The organism is Dactylosporangium darangshiense (genome assembly GCF_039537565.1).
Classification (GTDB): domain Bacteria; phylum Actinomycetota; class Actinomycetes; order Mycobacteriales; family Micromonosporaceae; genus Dactylosporangium; species Dactylosporangium darangshiense.
Window position 1 is genome coordinate 52,304 of sequence record NZ_BAABAT010000010.1, and the last position, 14,973, is coordinate 67,276.

The window sequence follows — 14,973 nt, forward strand, 5'->3', positions numbered from 1 at the left end:
CGGGCCTGTTCATCGGGTCGGTTACGGAAGGACGTAGTTCTCGTTGAGTGCCGCGCCGCGGTCCGGCTTGTACTGGTCGAAGCCGCGCGGGTCGCACTGCAGGCCACCGTTGATGCAGTGGTCGGACAGCGCCTTCAGGGTCGGTGCGTCCCACGCGTTGTAGAAGTCGTAGTGGAACGAGTAGCCGCGGCCGCTGGAGAAGTGCACGTTGGCCATGTTGCCGCTGACCGGCCAGGCCATCTTGAACTCGATCATCGGCACGGCCACCGGGTGGTCCGGCGGGCAGACGCCGACGACCGGGTAGGCCATGTGCGCCTTGTGGTCGGGCGAGTCCAGGTGCGTGCCGTCCCAGCAGCTGGGGGCCTGGAAGCGGACGTTGAGCTGGCTGCCGGCGACGCAATTGGCCGGGATGTCCCACTGCTTGGTGATGTCGCCGCACTCGAAGCCCTCGACGTGGCCCGGGTGGTTCTGGAACTCGGACAGCGTCGAGGACGGGCTGCCGACGACGAAGCGCAGGCCGGCCGGGAACGGGCGGACGCTGCGGTAGTCGATCACGCCGCTCTTGTAGTAGATGACCTGGCGGCCGACCGGCTGCACGGCCTGGTCGCCGTTGAGCAGCGTGGGCATCCAGTACGCGCTCTTGTCACCCGGCGTGATGCACGCGGTGCCGCCGGCCTGCAGCGAGGAGAGCGTGGTGTTGGCGTTGGTGGTGGTGTTGCCCATGAACGTGTGCGAGTGCGACGCGCCCGGCAGGCCGAAGAAGACGATCGGGTCGTCGGGCAGGTTGCTGCGGCTCACCGAGCAGTTCGCCTGGAACTCGTGGTGGGTCGTCGGCGGGTTGGTCGGCGGCGGGGTCGCCGTCGACGGGGTCACGCCGGTGACCGGCGGGTTGGCCGGCACCCAGCCGGGGCCGTCCGTCGCCGGCGGGGTGCCGTTGACGGTGCCGTACACCTTGAACTCGTACAGCGAGTAGCCGTAGCCGGTGCCGCGCTGCGTGCCGTACATGCGCACGTAGCGGCCGCTGCCGTTGACGTTGAGCGTCTGCGTGCCGCCGGTGGAGGTGGTGGTGCTGTAGATGTCGGTCCAGGCGTTGCCGTCGGGCGAGGTCTGGATCTGGAAGGCCTTGGCGTATGCGGCCTCCCACTGCAGCACGACCTGGGAGATCGTGGCGGTGGATCCCAGGTCGACCCGCAGCCACTGCGGGTCGCTCCACTGGCTGCTCCAGCGGGTGGCGTCGTTGCCGTCGAAGGCGGCGGCGGCCGGGGACTCGCCGAGCTCCGTCGAGGACGCGAGGGCCGGGCGGCCCTGCGACAGCAGCGGGGCGGTGGCGGCGTTGGCGGACGTGAGCTGGATCGCGCCGACGAGCATCGACGCGACGACCGCGGTGGTGACCCCGACCGGGATCACGATTCTTCTGAGCCGTCTCTTACTCAATGCAGCTCCCAGGGGTGTGTGCGGGTGCCGTTCGCCGGTGGCGGTCCGGCGGGAACGCGCTCGGAGAGCGCTCTCCAAAGGATGCGCCCGGTCGCCCGGTCCGTCAATACGTACCGCGTGCCGGATGCCATGTAACCGGACTAATCGGACCGAGAACAGCGGAATTTAAGGCGGCAGTGGAGAGCGCTCTCCGCTCGAATGAGAGGTCCGATCGCCGCCAGACCGGGGCCGGGTGCCTGCGCCAGGCTGGTGGTCATGAACGAACTGCATGGCAGGGTCGCCCTCGTCACCGGCGGGAGCCGGGGCATCGGCGCGGCCATCGCCCGGGCGCTCGCGGACCGCGGCGCGGATGTGGCCATCACCTATGTGAACAGCAAGGACCGGGCGGCGGAGGTCGCCTGCGACATCAAGGAGCGGGGCCGGCGGGCGCTGGCCCTGGAGGCCGACGCGGCCGACCCGCGGGCCCTCGCGGCGGCCGTCGAGGAGACCGTGGAACTGCTCGGGCGGCTCGACATCCTGGTCAACAACGCCGGCATCTTCCCTGTGGGAGCGCTCTCCGAGCTCGGCATGGACGCGTTCGACCGCACGGTCGCGGTCAACGTGCGCGGGCCCTACGCGGCGGCGCGGGCCGCGGCGGCGCACCTCGGCGAGGGCGGGCGGATCATCAGCATCGGCAGCAATGTCGCCGAGCGGGTGCCGTTCGGGGGAATGGCGCTGTATGCGCTGACGAAGACGGCGCTGACCGGGCTGACCCGCGGGTTGGCGCGCGAGCTCGGGCCGCGGGGCATCACCGTCAACCTGGTCCACCCGGGCCCGACGGACACCGACGCCAACCCGGCGGACCGGCCGGAGGCGGCGGGGATCGCGGCCATGACGGCGCTCGGGCGCTACGCGGGTGCGGACGAGGTCGCCTCGGTGGTCGCGTTCCTGGCCGGGCCGCAGGCGGCGTACGTGACGGGGGCGAGCATCAACGCCGACGGCGGCTGGGCGGCCTGAGCCTGCACCGCCTGCGGCGCTAGCGAAGTCCGACGCGCAGGCCGGCGCCGCGGTGTGCGGACTCGATGATCCTCGCGTACGAGGCGATCATCCGGGTGTGGCTGAAGCGCTCGCGGCTGGCCAGCAAGCGCGGCGCGAACTCGTCTCGGCGGGCGACCGCCTCCGACCAGGCGGCGCTGATCGCCTTCGGGTCGGGGGCGGTGATCAGGCCGTGGCCCGCGACGATGACCGGGGTGTCGCCGACGTCCGTCGACACCGGCACCGCGCCGCACATCGCGCCCTCGATCAGGCACAGCGGTGCGGCCTCGCCGCTGGCCGAGGTGAGCGCCACGACGTCGGTGGCGGCGTAGACCGCCTCCATGTCGCGGCGGATGCCCAGCAGGTGCAGGCGGGCGAGGTGGCGCGGCTCGTCGTCGAACAGGTCGTTGAGCAGCCCGCACAGCTCCTGGTTGGCGGTGGTCATTCCGGCGCCGCACATCAGCACGTGGCCGTGCGGGTTGCGCTCCAGGTAGCGGCGGGCGGAGGCGAGGAACAGCGGCACGTTCTTCATCGGGTCGTAGCGGGCGGCGAGGGTGACCACCTCGGCGCGGGCCGGCACGCCCAGCGCGCGGCGCAGCGCCGCCCGGCGGCGGGCCGCCACCGGCTGGAAGCGGGACAGGTCCACGCCGTTGGGGACGACCTTGAGCAGGCCGGACGGGATGCCGGCGGCCGCGTAGGCGTCCCGGGTCGACTCGGCGCAGCAGATCGCCGCGGCGACCCGGCCGTCGGCGACCGCGGTACGGAAGTCGTGCAGGGCGCTGCCCTGGTTCTGCGGGTCGGAGCGGTGCAGGCACACGACGACCGGCTTGCGCGGGAACCCGGGCAGGTTCACCAGGCGCAGCGGCTGCTCCTTGAGCGACAGGACGATGTCGGCGCGCTCGGCGTGCGCGAACGCCGTGGCGACCTCGGACGGGCTGAACGTCTTGCGGGCCGCGGTGTCGCCGCCGATGCGCCGGCCGAGCGAGCGCACCTCGACGCCGATCGCGCTGAGTGACCGGTAGCTGGCGTCGTCCTCCATGCGCTGCAGGATCGTCTCGCGGCGCATGGCGCCGTAGATGCTCAGCACCGAATGGTGATGACCGCCCCCGGTGTGCAGGCCGGCCACGACCGTGGTGTGCAGGGCCCGGGCGCCGCCCGAGAAAAAGCCCTCATAGATCGACATCACGCGCAGGTGGCTCGTCACGGGCAAATCATGACCCGCCGTGGTCGTTCTGTCAGGTTGAAACGGCATTTCTGCGGTGAACTGTGCGTTGCAGGGAAATCACGGAATGGGTACCGGTGTTGCTCGATGCGGTGGGTTTCGACCGCCTATCGGGGAGATGTACCGGAAGCGAACTCCGGACGGCGATCGGCGCCTATGCCACCCGCGCGATCAACGCATTTACCCAGGTCGAACCAGCCCCGATTCGTACGCCAGAATGACCAGCTGCACCCGGTCGCGCACGCCGGTCTTGGCGATCGCGCGGGTGACGTGGGTCTTGGCGGTCAGCGGGCTGATGTACAGCGCCCGCGCGATCTCCTCGTTGGACAGCCCGCCGGCGATGAGGCGCACCACCTCGACCTCCCGCGGTGTCAGCCCGGCCAGCTGCTGCGTTGCCGCGCCGCCGGTCACCGGGCGCCGGGCCAGCTCGTTGACGACCCGCGCGGTCACGCTCGGCGACAGCAGCGCGTCGCCGGCCGCGACGACCCGCACCGCCCGGCGCAGCTCGTCCGGCTCGACCTCCTTGGTCAGGAAGCCGCTGGCGCCGGCGCGCAGGGCGGCGAAGACGTGCTCGTCGGTCTCGAACGTGGTCAGCACGATCACCCGGGTGCCGGCGAGGGCGGCGTCGCCGCAGATGCGCGCGGTCGCGGCGATGCCGTCCAGGCCGGGCATGCGGATGTCCATGAGCACCACGTCGGGGCGGTGCCGGCGGGTCTCGCGGACGGCCTCGTCGCCGGTGGCCGCCTCGGCGACGACCGCGATGTCCCGGCCGCGCCGCAGCAGGCTGCCGAAGCCGGCCCGGACCAGGGCCTGGTCGTCGGCGAGCAGGACGCGCACGGTCATTGCGGCATTCTCGCGCGTACGACGAAACCGCGCCCGTCCGCCGCCCGCGCATCGAGGACGCCGCCGAGCGCGGCCACCCGCTCGGCCAGGCCCCGCAGCCCGTGGCCCGAGCTGTGCTCCTTCGGCCCGGCTCCGTCGTCGGTCACGGTGACCTCGGTGGAGGGTCCATAGTGGACGTCGACGGTCACGTGCGCGGCGCGCGCGTGCTTGACCACGTTGGTGAGCGCCTCGCGCACCACGGCGGCGGCGACCAGCCGGACCGGCAGCGGTACCGCCTCCTCGTCGCCGGTGACCCGCAGCGTGGCCTCGAGACCCGCGCCCCGGACGCCTTCGACGAGGTCGTCGAGGGCCGGCGGTGCCGTCGGCGGTGTCGTCGGTGCCGTCCCGGGTGCGGACGGGGAGCGCAGGACGCCGACGAGGGCGGACAGGTCGGCCATCGCGCGGCGGCGGATGTCCTGAGCCAGGCGCAGGGCCGCGCGGGCCTCCTCCGGGTCGTCGTCGAGCGCATCCGCGGCGACGTTGACGTGCACGCCGACGACGGCGAGGGTGTGCGCGACGGCGTCGTGGACCTCGCGGGCCAGCCGCAGGCGTTCGGCGGTGCGCTGCTCCTCCAGCTCCGTGCGCAGCCGCTGCAGGGACTCGGCCTGCCAGCGGCGCCAGTTGCGGTACGACACCGCGACCGCGATCGCCGCGGTGAGCCACAGCGCGTCGGTGCCGACGGCGGCCAGCGCGCGGCCGGGGGAGTGCTGCAGGACGGTCCAGTCGATGTTGAACGCCGCCACGGCGTGCACGGCGGCGATCGTCACCACGGCCGCGGTACCGCGGAAGAACGCGGTACCGCGGAGGAACATTGCCTGCACGTAGAGCAGCGTCGCCGGCCACAGCCAGCCGGCGCCCGTGCCGGTCAGCTCCGCGATGCGCAGGGCGAGGATCGTGCACGCCGCCAGGGCGAGCGCGGTCAGCGGCAGCCGGCGCTGCAGCCACAGCAGGGCGGCGAGCCCTACGGCCAGGGCGAGCGGGCCGGGCTCGTCGAGCCCGGCGCCGCCCAGCGCAGCCCCGCTGAGCACGCCGACGACGGTGACGGCCGAGAAGGCGGCCGTGGCGCGGCGGGTCAGCGATTGCACGAGACCACCGTCGCATGCCCGATGACCGTTACGCCGTTGCTGTCGGGCGCCTGCGTCAGCAACATGCCGGCCAGCGCGGTCAGCAACCCGGCGAAGAGGCCGATGAGGAGGTGTCTGTTCAGGTGTCTGGTCATGGCATCGACGCTAGGCAGCGCCGCCGTTGCGGTCGTCGTCTCCGCGGTGACAAAGGGCCGTACTCCAATTGGTGTACGAGGGCGTCCGGCTGGCCGGGTGGGTGGCGCCCGGCGCCACGGATAGCTTTCCGGCCATGGGGAACGCGCACCGCTGCGGCAAGCACGTCGTCCTGGCCAACCCGTCCGCTCGAATCCCGGTGTGGATGGAGTGCGCCGTGCACCGGTTCACGCCGATGCAGGTCTCACGCCGCTTCAACGACATCGTGCTGCTGGAGTTCTCGCACGAGGAGACCCTGCGCCTCGGCTGGATCGTCGAGCACGGGATGCTCTTCTAGCGCTCCAGCTGCTCTAGCCCTCCAGCTGGCCCGGGTAGAGCAGCGCCAGCTCGTTCGGGTAGGCGGCGATCAGCCGTAGCTCGTCGTCGGTGAGCGGGCGACCGGTCGCGGCGTTGCACAGCTGCACGAGCTTGAACGTCAGCGCCTCGTCGGTCACCTCGACGCCGAGGTCGTCGTACACGTGCCGGAAGCCGGCCAGCCCGCCGTACTCGCCGGTGAGCACGATCCGCCCGGCCCGCTCGTGCCGCTGCGCGGGGAACGGGCCGAGCAGTTCCTCGTCGTACAGCTCGTAGTTGCGGTGGTCCTTCAGCGCACCGTCGGCGTGGATGCCCGACTCGTGCGCGAACGCGTTGGGCCCGACGCCCGGCTGGTTGTTCGGCAGCGGCTGGCCGAACGCGTACGACGCCCAGGCGGCGAAGCGCCGCGCCCACGACAGGTCCAGCGGGTCGCCGATCTCCGCGCCCTCCGGCACCCCGAAGCCGTGCTGCAGGGCCAGGATGCACGAGACCAGGTCGGCGTTGCCGGAGCGCTCGCCGATGCCGTTGACGCACGTGTTGATCCAGGCGTCCTGCCCGGCGGCGAGGTCGCCGAACGCCCCGGCGAGCGAGTTGGCGACGGCCATGCCGAGGTCGTTGTGGCAATGCGTCTCGATCGGCATGCCGGTGGCGCCGGCGAGCTTGGCGAACCGCTCGCCGATGCGCCCCGGCGTGTCGCCGCCGATGGTGTCGCAGTAGCGCAGCCGGTCGGCGCCGGCCTCGCGGGCGGCGAGCGCGAACTCGGCCAGGAAGCCCTCGTCGGTGCGCGAGCCGTCCTCGGCGTTGACACCGACGGTCTGCGCGCCGGCGTCCTTGGCCGCCCGCACGGCGGCGGTCATCTCCCGGATGAGCGCGCCGCGGTCGAGCCGGCCCCGGAACTTGTTCTGCAGCATCTGGTCCGACGTGGAGATCGACAGGTTGTAGTGGCGCAGCCCGAGCCCGGCCGAGCGCTCGACGTCGGCGGCCACGGCGCGGCACCAGCCCGACAGGCGCAGCTGCCCGAAGGCGCCGGCGCGCTCCAGGGCGGTCTGGGCGCGCACGTACGGCACCTCGTGGAACAGGAACGGGAAGCCGATCTCGGACTGCGCGACGCCGAGCCGGCCGAGATAGAAGTTCACCATCGTCTTGCCGAACTTGGACAGCCCGGTCCGGGCCGTCTGCACCCCGTCCCGGTTCGTGACGTCGAGGAAGTGGATGCGCGGCTTGCTTGCGGTCGACATGGATCCAGATTGACGATGTGGACGCGAAGCTGTCAACGTTGACTGAAATCAACGTTGCATCATCAATGTGCTGCTGATTCGGGAGGGTTCATGGCTGCGTGGATCGGGGCCGACGAGGCCGCGCGACGGCTGGGAGTCAAGCCCGCGACGCTCTACTCGTACGTCAGCCGCGGCGTGCTGACCCGTCGCAAGGCCGACGACGGGCGCAGCGTCTTCGACCCGCGCGAGATCGACCGGATGGTGCGTCGCGGCCGCCCGCGCCGTTCGCCCGGCAGCACGGAGCTCGTCATCGAGTCCGCCGTCACGATGCTCGGCGACGACCGGCACTACTACCGCGGCCGCGACGCCATCACCCTCGCCGACGCCTGGCGCTTCGAGCGGGTCGCCGCGTTCCTGTGGACCGGCGCCGAGGCCGAGACCGAACCGTGGGTCGCCGCGGACGACGCCGTGTCGGCGGCGCGGGAGGCGCAGCGGGGCCTGGCATCGGCCGTGTCGCTGCTGGAACGCCTCCAGGTCATCGTGACCGCGCTGGCGGTGGCCGACCCGGTGCGGTTCAACCTGGACCCCGCCGCGGTCGCCCTCGTCGGCCAGGGGCTCGTCGCCGGGATGGTCGACGCTCTGCCGCCGGGCCGCGCCGGCGTCGGGGCGGCAGGCGGACCGGCCGTGCACGAACGGCTGTGGGTCAAGCTCGCGGCGGACGAGGCCGACGAGCGGCTCGCCGACGTGCTGCGCTTCGCCATGGTGCTGCTCGCCGACCACGAGCTGGCCGCCTCGACGCTCGCCGCGCGGGTGGCCGCCTCGGTGCGCGCCGACCCCTACGCGGTGGTCACCGCCGGGCTCGGCGTCACCGCCGGCGCGCTGCACGGCGGGGCCTCGCTCGGCGTCGAGGGGATGTTCGCCGAGATCGACGAGGCGTCGCGGGCGTCGTTCGCGATGGGGGAGCGGCTGCGCCGCGGCGAGCGGGTGCCGGGGTTCGGGCACGCGGTGTACCGCTCCGGCGACGCGCGCGGCGAGGCGCTGCTCGAGCGGGTGCGGCGGGCCGTGCCCGGGCACCCGCGGCTGGCCGTCGCCGAGGCGATGCTCGAGGAGGCGCGGCGGCGCCGGCTGCCGGCCGTGAACGTCGACTTCGCCCTCGGGCTGCTGACCCACCTGGCCGGCATGCCCCGCGGTGCGGGCGAGGCGATCTTCGGCCTGGCGCGGACCGCCGGCTGGCTCGCGCACGCCATGGAGGAGTACGCCCGTCCCACTCGCCTCCGCCTGCGCGCCGCCTACACGGGGCCGTTGGAATAGCCATATTGTTAGGCGTCGTCATCGGGGGAGGCGGTCGAGCAAATGCGTGCACGGCGGAGATGGACGTGGGCGATCGTGCTGTGCGCGGTCGCGCTGGTGGCGGTGACGGGCACGGCCCTGGCCGCGTACAACCCCTGGCGCCTGGTGCGCCTCGAGCGGTTCGGCCGCCCGACGGCGGTGACGGCCGCGCTGTTCGTCGCGCCGCTGCTCCTCGGCGTCGCCGTCTGGCTCGTGGTGCGCGACTGGGTCGCCCGCGGCATCGTGGCCGGCGCCGCACTGCTGCTGGCCGGCGCGCTCTGCGTCGGCGGCATACCACTCTCGGTGGTCTTCAGCCGTTCCGGCGAAGGGCCGCCCGTCAGCACCACCGTGCTCGCCGTCGCGCCGGGCGGGCGGTTCGAGCTGGTCGACGTGCGGTACAGCGACTTCGGCTTCGTCCGTGACGTGCTGCGGATCCGCTCGCGTGCGGGCCTGCGCAGCCGCGAGTCGGCGCAGGTGCTCGCGTGCTTCCGCCGGTCGTACGAGGAGCAGGCGGCGCCGGACCGGGTACTGCGCTCGGCGCGGTTCGTCGACGACACCCGGGTCGAGCTCGCCGCGCGCGACGGGGTGGCGTGGACGACCACGTTCGACCCGCGCACCCTGGTCGCCGCCGCCACCCTCCCGCGCGGCTGCACCGGCTGAGCAGCGCAAACGTGCTGCGAGGCGGTGACGGCTCGGGAAGTACCACCGCGTCCGAAAGATTGCAGGGGACATGGCGGCGCCGTGCGGGCCGATACAGTCGGTAGGTGACCACGGACAACCCGTTCTACGCGCCGAGTGACCTGCCCTACCAGCTGCCGCCGTTCGAGCGCATCGAAATAGATCATTACCTGCCGGCCTTCGAGCGTGGCATGGCCGAGCAGCGCGCCGAGGTCGAGGCCATCGCCGCCGACCCGGCGCAGCCGACCTTCGACAACACGCTCGTGGCGCTGGAGCGCTCCGGGCGCACCCTGCAGCGCGTCTCCGCCGCGTTCTTCACGGTGACGAGCGCCGACACCAACCCCCGGCTGCAGGAGATCGAGGCCGAGGTGGTGCCGCGGCTGTCCGCGCACACCGACGCGATCATGCTCGACCCCGGGCTGTACCGGCGGATCCGCGACCTCTACGAGCGCCGCGACGCCCTCGGGCTGGACGCTGAGTCCGCGTGGCTGCTCGAGCGCTACCACGTCGAGTTCGTGCGGGCCGGCGCCGAGCTGTCCGAGGAGCAGCACGTGCGGCTGCGCGAGATCAACGCCGAGCTGGCCGCGCTCGCCACCGACTACGGCAACCTGGTGCGCGACGAGATGAAGGCCAGCGCCGTGGCCGTCGGCTCCGAGGCCGAGCTCGACGGGCTGCCCGCCGACGCGATCGCCGCAGCAGCGGTCGCCGCGCGCGACCGCGGCCTGGACGGGCAGTTCGTGCTCAACCTGGTCCTGCCCACCGGCCAGGCGCCCCTGGCGGCGCTGCGCGACCGGGCGCTGCGCGAGCGGCTGCACACCGCGTCGGTCACGCGCGGGTCCCGCGGCGACGCCAACGACACCACCGGCCTGGCGCTGCGCATCGTGCGGCTGCGGGCCGAGCGCGCCCGGCTGCTGGGCTACGAGCACCACGCCGCCTACAACATCTCCGACAACACCGCCCGCTCGGTGCCGGCCGTGGAGGAGATGCTCGCCAAGCTCGTCCCCGCCGCGATGGCCAACGCCGCCGCCGAGGCCGACGACCTGCAGGCCGCGATCGACGCCGAGGCCGGGGCTTTCACCTTGCAGCCGTGGGACTGGGCGTATTACACCGAGCGCATCCGCCGCGAGCGCTACGCGATCGACGAGGCCGAGCTGCGCCCCTACTTCGAGCTGGAGCGGGTGCTGCGCGACGGCGTGTTCTACGCCGCCGGCGAGCTGTACGGGGTGCGCTTCGAGGAGCGGCCGCAGCTGCGCGCGTACCACCCGGACGCCCGCGTCTTCGAGGTCTTCGACCGCGACGGTGGCCCGCTCGGGCTCTACGTCGGCGACTTCTTCACCCGCGAGTCCAAGCGGGGCGGCGCGTGGGCCAACGCCCTCGTCGCGCAGTCGGGGCTGTTCGGCACCGCGCCGGTCGCGGTCAACAACCTCAACGTCAACCGGGCGCCGGACGGCGAGCCGACGCTGCTCACCCTGGACGAGGTGCGCACGCTCTTCCACGAGTTCGGGCACGCCCTGCACACGCTGTTCTCCCGGGTGTACTTCCCGAAGTTCGCCGGCACCCGGGTGCCCCGCGACTTCGTCGAGTACCCCTCGCAGGTCAACGAGGTGTGGATGCTCTGGCCGGAGGTCCTCGAGCACTATGCGCTGCACCACGTCACCGGCGAGCGGCTGCCGCAGGACGTCGTGGACCGGCTGCAGGCCGCCGAGCAGTTCAACAAGGGATTCGCGACGACGGAGTACCTGGCGGCGACCCTGCTCGACCTCGCCTGGCACACGCTGAGCGTCGAGGACGCCGCCGCGGTCGAGGACGTCATGGCCTTCGAGGCGGAGGCGCTCGCGCGGGCGGGGGTCGCGACGCCGTTCGTGCCGCCGCGGTACCGCACCCCGTACTTCGCCCACATCTTCAGCGGCGCCGCGTACAGCGCCGGCTACTACTCCTACATCTGGAGCGAGGTGCTCGACGCCGACACGGTCGACTGGCTGACCGAGCGGGGCGGGCTGCGCCGTGACAGCGGGGACGCGTTCCGCGACGGGCTGCTGGCCAAGGGCGGTAGCGCCGACGCCATGGAGGTCTACCGCACGTTCCGTGGTCGCGATCCGTTGATCGAGCCGCTACTCAAGCGTCGCGGACTGACGGGTGACGTTGCCGCGTAACTGTCCGTGACATTCCTTAGTTTTTGTTAAAGCCCCGATTTAACGGGGGATCCTGCCTTCCGGGAAGGGCGCCGCGTTCGTAAGCTTGCGCGGTGCGTGGCGCCACCCCCCGGCGCAGGCGCGCTGCCGCACGTCGTCTGCACATCAGCAGAATGGCGTTGCTTGCCGCGGTCAGCCTCGTCGCCTCGTTGATCAGTGTCGGTGTGTCGTGGGCGATCTTCCCGGAGGAGCCCGCGGCGGTGGCCGACGACACGAGCTTCGACGCGGCCAAGTTCTACGAGACGCACGCGCGGGCCAACGCCGCGCGCGGCGCCGCGCAGGCCGCGCTGCCGGGCGCCTCGCTGGTGCCCAAGCCGGTCGCCGGGCTCAACCAGGCGCAGACCAACAACGCGTTCATCGTGATCGAGGTGGCCCGGCAGATGAACCTGCCGGAGCGGGCGATGGTGGTCGCGATCGCGACGGCGCTGCAGGAGACCTACCTGCGCAACCTCGCCAACCCGAAGGTGCCGGCCTCGATGAAGCTGCCGCACGAGGGCACCGGCACGAACTACGACTCGGTCGGGATCTTCCAGCAGCGGGTCAGCATCTGGGGTACGCCCGAGCAGTTGATGGACCCGGCGTTCGCGTCGGCGAAGTTCTACACCAAGCTGACCAAGGTCAGCGGGTGGCAGCAGATGAGCGTCACCAATGCCGCGCAGGCCGTGCAGCGCAGCGCGTTCGCGAGCGCGTACGCCAAGCACGCCACGACGGCGCAGAAGATCGTCGACTCCTTGACCGACGGCACCTGATCCGTTTGTTTCGCCCACCGCTTTTCTTGCTTGCGAGGACTGGTCCAACCAGTTGATGGGTGGCACACTGCCCGGCATGGAGTTCGTGCCGGCGAGCCGCAGTTCGGTGTCCGACCACGTGTTCGGCCAGGTGCGCGACGCGATCCTCGCCGGCGTGTACGCGCCGGACTCGGCCCTGCCCAGCGAGCGGGACCTCGCCGCCGTGTTCGAGGTCAACCGGCACGCGGTCCGCGAGGCGCTGCGCCGCCTGCAGCAGCTCGGCCTCGTCCGGGTCGCGCAGGGCGGCGCCACCCGGGTCCTGGACTGGCGGCTGCACGCGGGCCTGGACCTCGCGATGGCGCTGACGGCCGAACCCGGCTCCCATCAACAGCGCGTGCTGCCGTTCGACACCCTCGTGCGGGACGTGCTGGAGATGCGGGCGTGCCTGGGCGCGGACGCGGCCCGGCTGTGCGCCGAGCGTGCCCCTCAGGAGGCGCGTGAGGCCGTGCTGGCCGCCGTCGAGGCCTACGCCGGCGCCGGGCCGGACCTGGACCGCATGGGCGAGGCGAACGTGGCCCTGTGGCGGGCGATCATCATCGGCGGCGGCAACGTGGCGTACCTGCTGGCCTTCAACAGCCTCGTCGGCGGCGCGCTCGCCGTCGGGCGCGTGCCGGCCGCGCGGCGCACCGCCGAGCTCCTCGACGTCGCCGGGCACCGCCGCCTCGGCGCGCACATCGCGGCCGGTGACCCCGCCGCCGCCGAGGCCCAGGCTCGGGCCTTGTTGAACGCACCCATCACACACCCCCGTGAGAGGGAGATCGACGCATGATCCCCGCCGTCCTGTACGCCGTGCCGGCGTTCCTCCTGCTGATCGTGATGGAGGCGGTGTCGTACCGCTTCCTGCCCGACGACGAGGAGCGCGGCTACGAGGTCCGCGACACCGCCACCAGCCTGTCCATGGGCCTGGGCAGCCAGATCATCGGCGTGCCCTGGAAGCTCGTGGTCGCCGTCGCCTACGCCGGGCTGTACGGGCTCACGCCGTTGCGCATGGACCCGCACAGCCCGTGGACGTGGATCGTGCTGTTCTTCGCCGACGACCTGGCGTACTACTGGTTCCACCGCCTGCACCACGAGGTGCGCCTGTTCTGGGCCGGGCACGTGGTGCACCACTCGAGCGTGTTCTTCAACCTGTCCACGGCCCTGCGCCAGAGCTGGACGCCGATGACCTCGACGCCGTTCTGGCTGTTCCTGCCGCTGCTGGGCATCCCGCCGTGGATGGTGTTCCTGCAGCAGTCGATCAGCCTGGCGTACCAGTTCTTCCTGCACAGCGAGCGGGTCGGGCGGCTGTGGGCGCCGATCGAGTGGTTCTTCAACACCCCGTCGCACCACCGCGTGCACCACGGCGCGAACCAGGAGTACCTGGATCGCAACTACGGCGGCATCCTCATCATCTGGGACCGGATCTTCGGCTCGTTCGAGCCGGAGCGTGCCCCGGTGCAGTACGGCCTGACGAAGAACATCGGCACCTACAACCCGTTGCGGGTCGCCACGCACGAGTACACGGCGATCTGGCACGACGTGCGCGCCGCGACCCGCCTGCGCGACCGCCTGCGCTTCGTGTTCGGCCGTCCGGGCTGGCAGCCCGCAGCATGAGGCGCCCGGGATTTGCGCTCGCGGCATTCGGTGTTGCCGCGGCCGTCGAGCTGGTCGCCGTCGCGGCGGACGTGAGCGTGCTGCAGTGGATCGCCAAGCCCCTCCTGGCGCCGCTGCTCATCTGGTACCTCATGAGCCGCGGTCACCGGGACGGCACCGCGATCGCCCTGGGGTTCGCGACGGCGGGCGACATCATCCTGTTGTTCCCCGGCCGGCTCGCGTTCCTCGTCGGCATGGCCTGCTTCCTCGGTACCCAGGTGAGCCTGCTCGCCACATTCCTGCGCCAGGGGCGTCCCCGCGCCGTCGCCGTTCTCGCCTACGCCGTGCTGTGGGCGGGGCTGAACGCGGTGCTGTGGCCCGACCTGGGCGCGCTGCGGGCGCCGATCCTCGGGTACAGCCTGGCGCTGGCCGCGATGGCGTGCGCGGCGACGGGCGTGTCGGCGCGGATCGGGCTCGGCGGCGCGGTGTTCCTCGTCTCCGACCTGCTCATCGGCGCGGGCGCAGCCGGGCTCGACCTGCCCGGCCGGGACGTGGTCGTCATGGCGACCTACGCGGCCGCGCTGGCCCTCATCGCGACGGGCTGGGCGTCCCGGGCTCCGTCCGCGGTGCCGGTACCGGAGCCGGCCGCCTGAGGGGGCGGCGCCAGCGGCGGGCCAGCAGCGCCGCAATGCCGGCGCCGGCGGCGTTGACCAGGACGTCGTCGAGGGCGGTCACGCGGCCGAGGTCGAGGACGTACTGCAGGGTCTCGAGCACGGCCGAGCCCAGCGCGGCGAGGCCGGTCACCGCCCAGACACCCAGCCGCCACCGCATCGGGCCGAACACCCCGAACGCGGCGAACACGGCCAGGTTGCCGCCCATCTGGATGATCGCGTCGCGCGGGCCGCTGGTCAGCACCCCGGCGAGCCCGCGGACGGGGTCGAGGTTGATCCGCCGCGGGGCCGAGGTCGGCCAGAGGATCATGACGACCCACGGCGCGGTGCCGGCGACGGTCCCGATCAGCCCGAGCCGCCGCCTGTCGATCGCCATGCGCCGACCGTAGCCGGGCGATGCGTT

16 protein-coding genes are annotated in these 14,973 nt (G+C 72.4%); 9 read left to right on the top strand and 7 right to left on the bottom strand.

What is annotated here, in order from left to right:
- Nucleotides 1-21: 21 nt before the first annotated feature.
- Nucleotides 22-1,434, bottom strand: coding sequence for a DUF1996 domain-containing protein (locus ABD901_RS20160; RefSeq protein ID WP_425556702.1), 1,413 nt, complete (start codon nucleotides 1,432-1,434; stop codon nucleotides 22-24).
- Nucleotides 1,435-1,689: 255 nt separating this feature from the next.
- Here ABD901_RS20160 and ABD901_RS20165 point away from each other — a divergent pair, with 255 nt between their 5' ends.
- Nucleotides 1,690-2,430, top strand: a complete 741-nt coding sequence (locus tag ABD901_RS20165) for an SDR family oxidoreductase (protein WP_345128640.1) — start codon at nucleotides 1,690-1,692, stop codon at nucleotides 2,428-2,430.
- Nucleotides 2,431-2,449: 19 nt separating this feature from the next.
- Here ABD901_RS20165 and ABD901_RS20170 read toward each other — a convergent pair whose 3' ends face one another.
- The 4 genes from ABD901_RS20170 to ABD901_RS20185 form a co-directional block, all read right to left on the bottom strand.
- Nucleotides 2,450-3,652, bottom strand: a complete 1,203-nt coding sequence (locus ABD901_RS20170) for a glycosyltransferase (protein WP_345128641.1) — start codon at nucleotides 3,650-3,652, stop codon at nucleotides 2,450-2,452.
- A gap of 198 nt (nucleotides 3,653-3,850) precedes the next feature.
- Nucleotides 3,851-4,513 (bottom strand): response regulator, encoded by a 663-nt coding sequence (locus tag ABD901_RS20175; protein ID WP_345128642.1) that lies wholly within the window; start codon nucleotides 4,511-4,513, stop codon nucleotides 3,851-3,853.
- The gene (locus ABD901_RS20180) at nucleotides 4,510-5,637 is read right to left on the bottom strand and encodes a sensor histidine kinase (protein WP_345128643.1); all 1,128 of its coding nucleotides are present in this window, start codon (nucleotides 5,635-5,637) and stop codon (nucleotides 4,510-4,512) included. The genes ABD901_RS20175 and ABD901_RS20180 overlap by 4 nt, the downstream gene beginning before the upstream one ends.
- Nucleotides 5,625-5,771, bottom strand: coding sequence for a hypothetical protein (locus ABD901_RS20185; protein WP_345128644.1), 147 nt, complete (start codon nucleotides 5,769-5,771; stop codon nucleotides 5,625-5,627). Before ABD901_RS20185 ends, ABD901_RS20180 begins: the two co-directional genes overlap by 13 nt.
- A gap of 134 nt (nucleotides 5,772-5,905) precedes the next feature.
- Between ABD901_RS20185 and ABD901_RS20190 the strand changes: the two genes are divergently transcribed.
- Nucleotides 5,906-6,106, top strand: coding sequence for a hypothetical protein (locus tag ABD901_RS20190; RefSeq protein WP_345128645.1), 201 nt, complete (start codon nucleotides 5,906-5,908; stop codon nucleotides 6,104-6,106).
- A 13-nt stretch (nucleotides 6,107-6,119) separates the two neighbouring features.
- On the opposite strand, the gene ABD901_RS20195 is transcribed toward ABD901_RS20190, so the two are convergent.
- Entirely contained in the window at nucleotides 6,120-7,361 is a 1,242-nt protein-coding gene (locus ABD901_RS20195; RefSeq protein WP_345128646.1) for a homocitrate synthase/isopropylmalate synthase family protein, read from the bottom strand.
- A 90-nt stretch (nucleotides 7,362-7,451) separates the two neighbouring features.
- Between ABD901_RS20195 and ABD901_RS20200 the strand changes: the two genes are divergently transcribed.
- From ABD901_RS20200 to ABD901_RS20230, 7 genes are all read left to right on the top strand, one after another.
- Nucleotides 7,452-8,651 (top strand): citrate/2-methylcitrate synthase, encoded by a 1,200-nt coding sequence (locus tag ABD901_RS20200; protein WP_345128647.1) that lies wholly within the window; start codon nucleotides 7,452-7,454, stop codon nucleotides 8,649-8,651.
- 42 nt (nucleotides 8,652-8,693) lie between these two features.
- Nucleotides 8,694-9,329 carry a hypothetical protein gene (locus tag ABD901_RS20205; protein ID WP_345128648.1) on the top strand — a complete coding sequence of 212 codons (636 nt, stop codon included), beginning with the start codon at nucleotides 8,694-8,696 and terminating at the stop codon, nucleotides 9,327-9,329.
- A gap of 104 nt (nucleotides 9,330-9,433) precedes the next feature.
- The gene (locus ABD901_RS20210; RefSeq protein ID WP_345128649.1) at nucleotides 9,434-11,500 is read left to right on the top strand and encodes a M3 family metallopeptidase; all 2,067 of its coding nucleotides are present in this window, start codon (nucleotides 9,434-9,436) and stop codon (nucleotides 11,498-11,500) included.
- 152 nt (nucleotides 11,501-11,652) lie between these two features.
- On the top strand, nucleotides 11,653-12,288 hold the full coding sequence (locus tag ABD901_RS20215) for a hypothetical protein (RefSeq protein ID WP_345128650.1): 636 nt from the start codon (nucleotides 11,653-11,655) through the stop codon (nucleotides 12,286-12,288).
- Nucleotides 12,289-12,364: 76 nt separating this feature from the next.
- Nucleotides 12,365-13,096, top strand: coding sequence for a FadR/GntR family transcriptional regulator (locus ABD901_RS20220; RefSeq protein WP_345128651.1), 732 nt, complete (start codon nucleotides 12,365-12,367; stop codon nucleotides 13,094-13,096).
- Nucleotides 13,093-13,920 (top strand): sterol desaturase family protein, encoded by an 828-nt coding sequence (locus ABD901_RS20225; RefSeq protein WP_345128652.1) that lies wholly within the window; start codon nucleotides 13,093-13,095, stop codon nucleotides 13,918-13,920. Before ABD901_RS20220 ends, ABD901_RS20225 begins: the two co-directional genes overlap by 4 nt.
- Complete coding sequence (locus ABD901_RS20230) at nucleotides 13,917-14,552, top strand: lysoplasmalogenase (protein WP_345128653.1); 636 nt, start codon at nucleotides 13,917-13,919, stop codon at nucleotides 14,550-14,552. Before ABD901_RS20225 ends, ABD901_RS20230 begins: the two co-directional genes overlap by 4 nt.
- On the opposite strand, the gene ABD901_RS20235 is transcribed toward ABD901_RS20230, so the two are convergent.
- Nucleotides 14,488-14,946, bottom strand: a complete 459-nt coding sequence (locus ABD901_RS20235) for a VanZ family protein (protein ID WP_345128654.1) — start codon at nucleotides 14,944-14,946, stop codon at nucleotides 14,488-14,490. The two genes, ABD901_RS20230 and ABD901_RS20235, sit on opposite strands and share 65 nt — an antisense overlap.
- Between the last annotated feature and the right edge of the window lie 27 nt (nucleotides 14,947-14,973).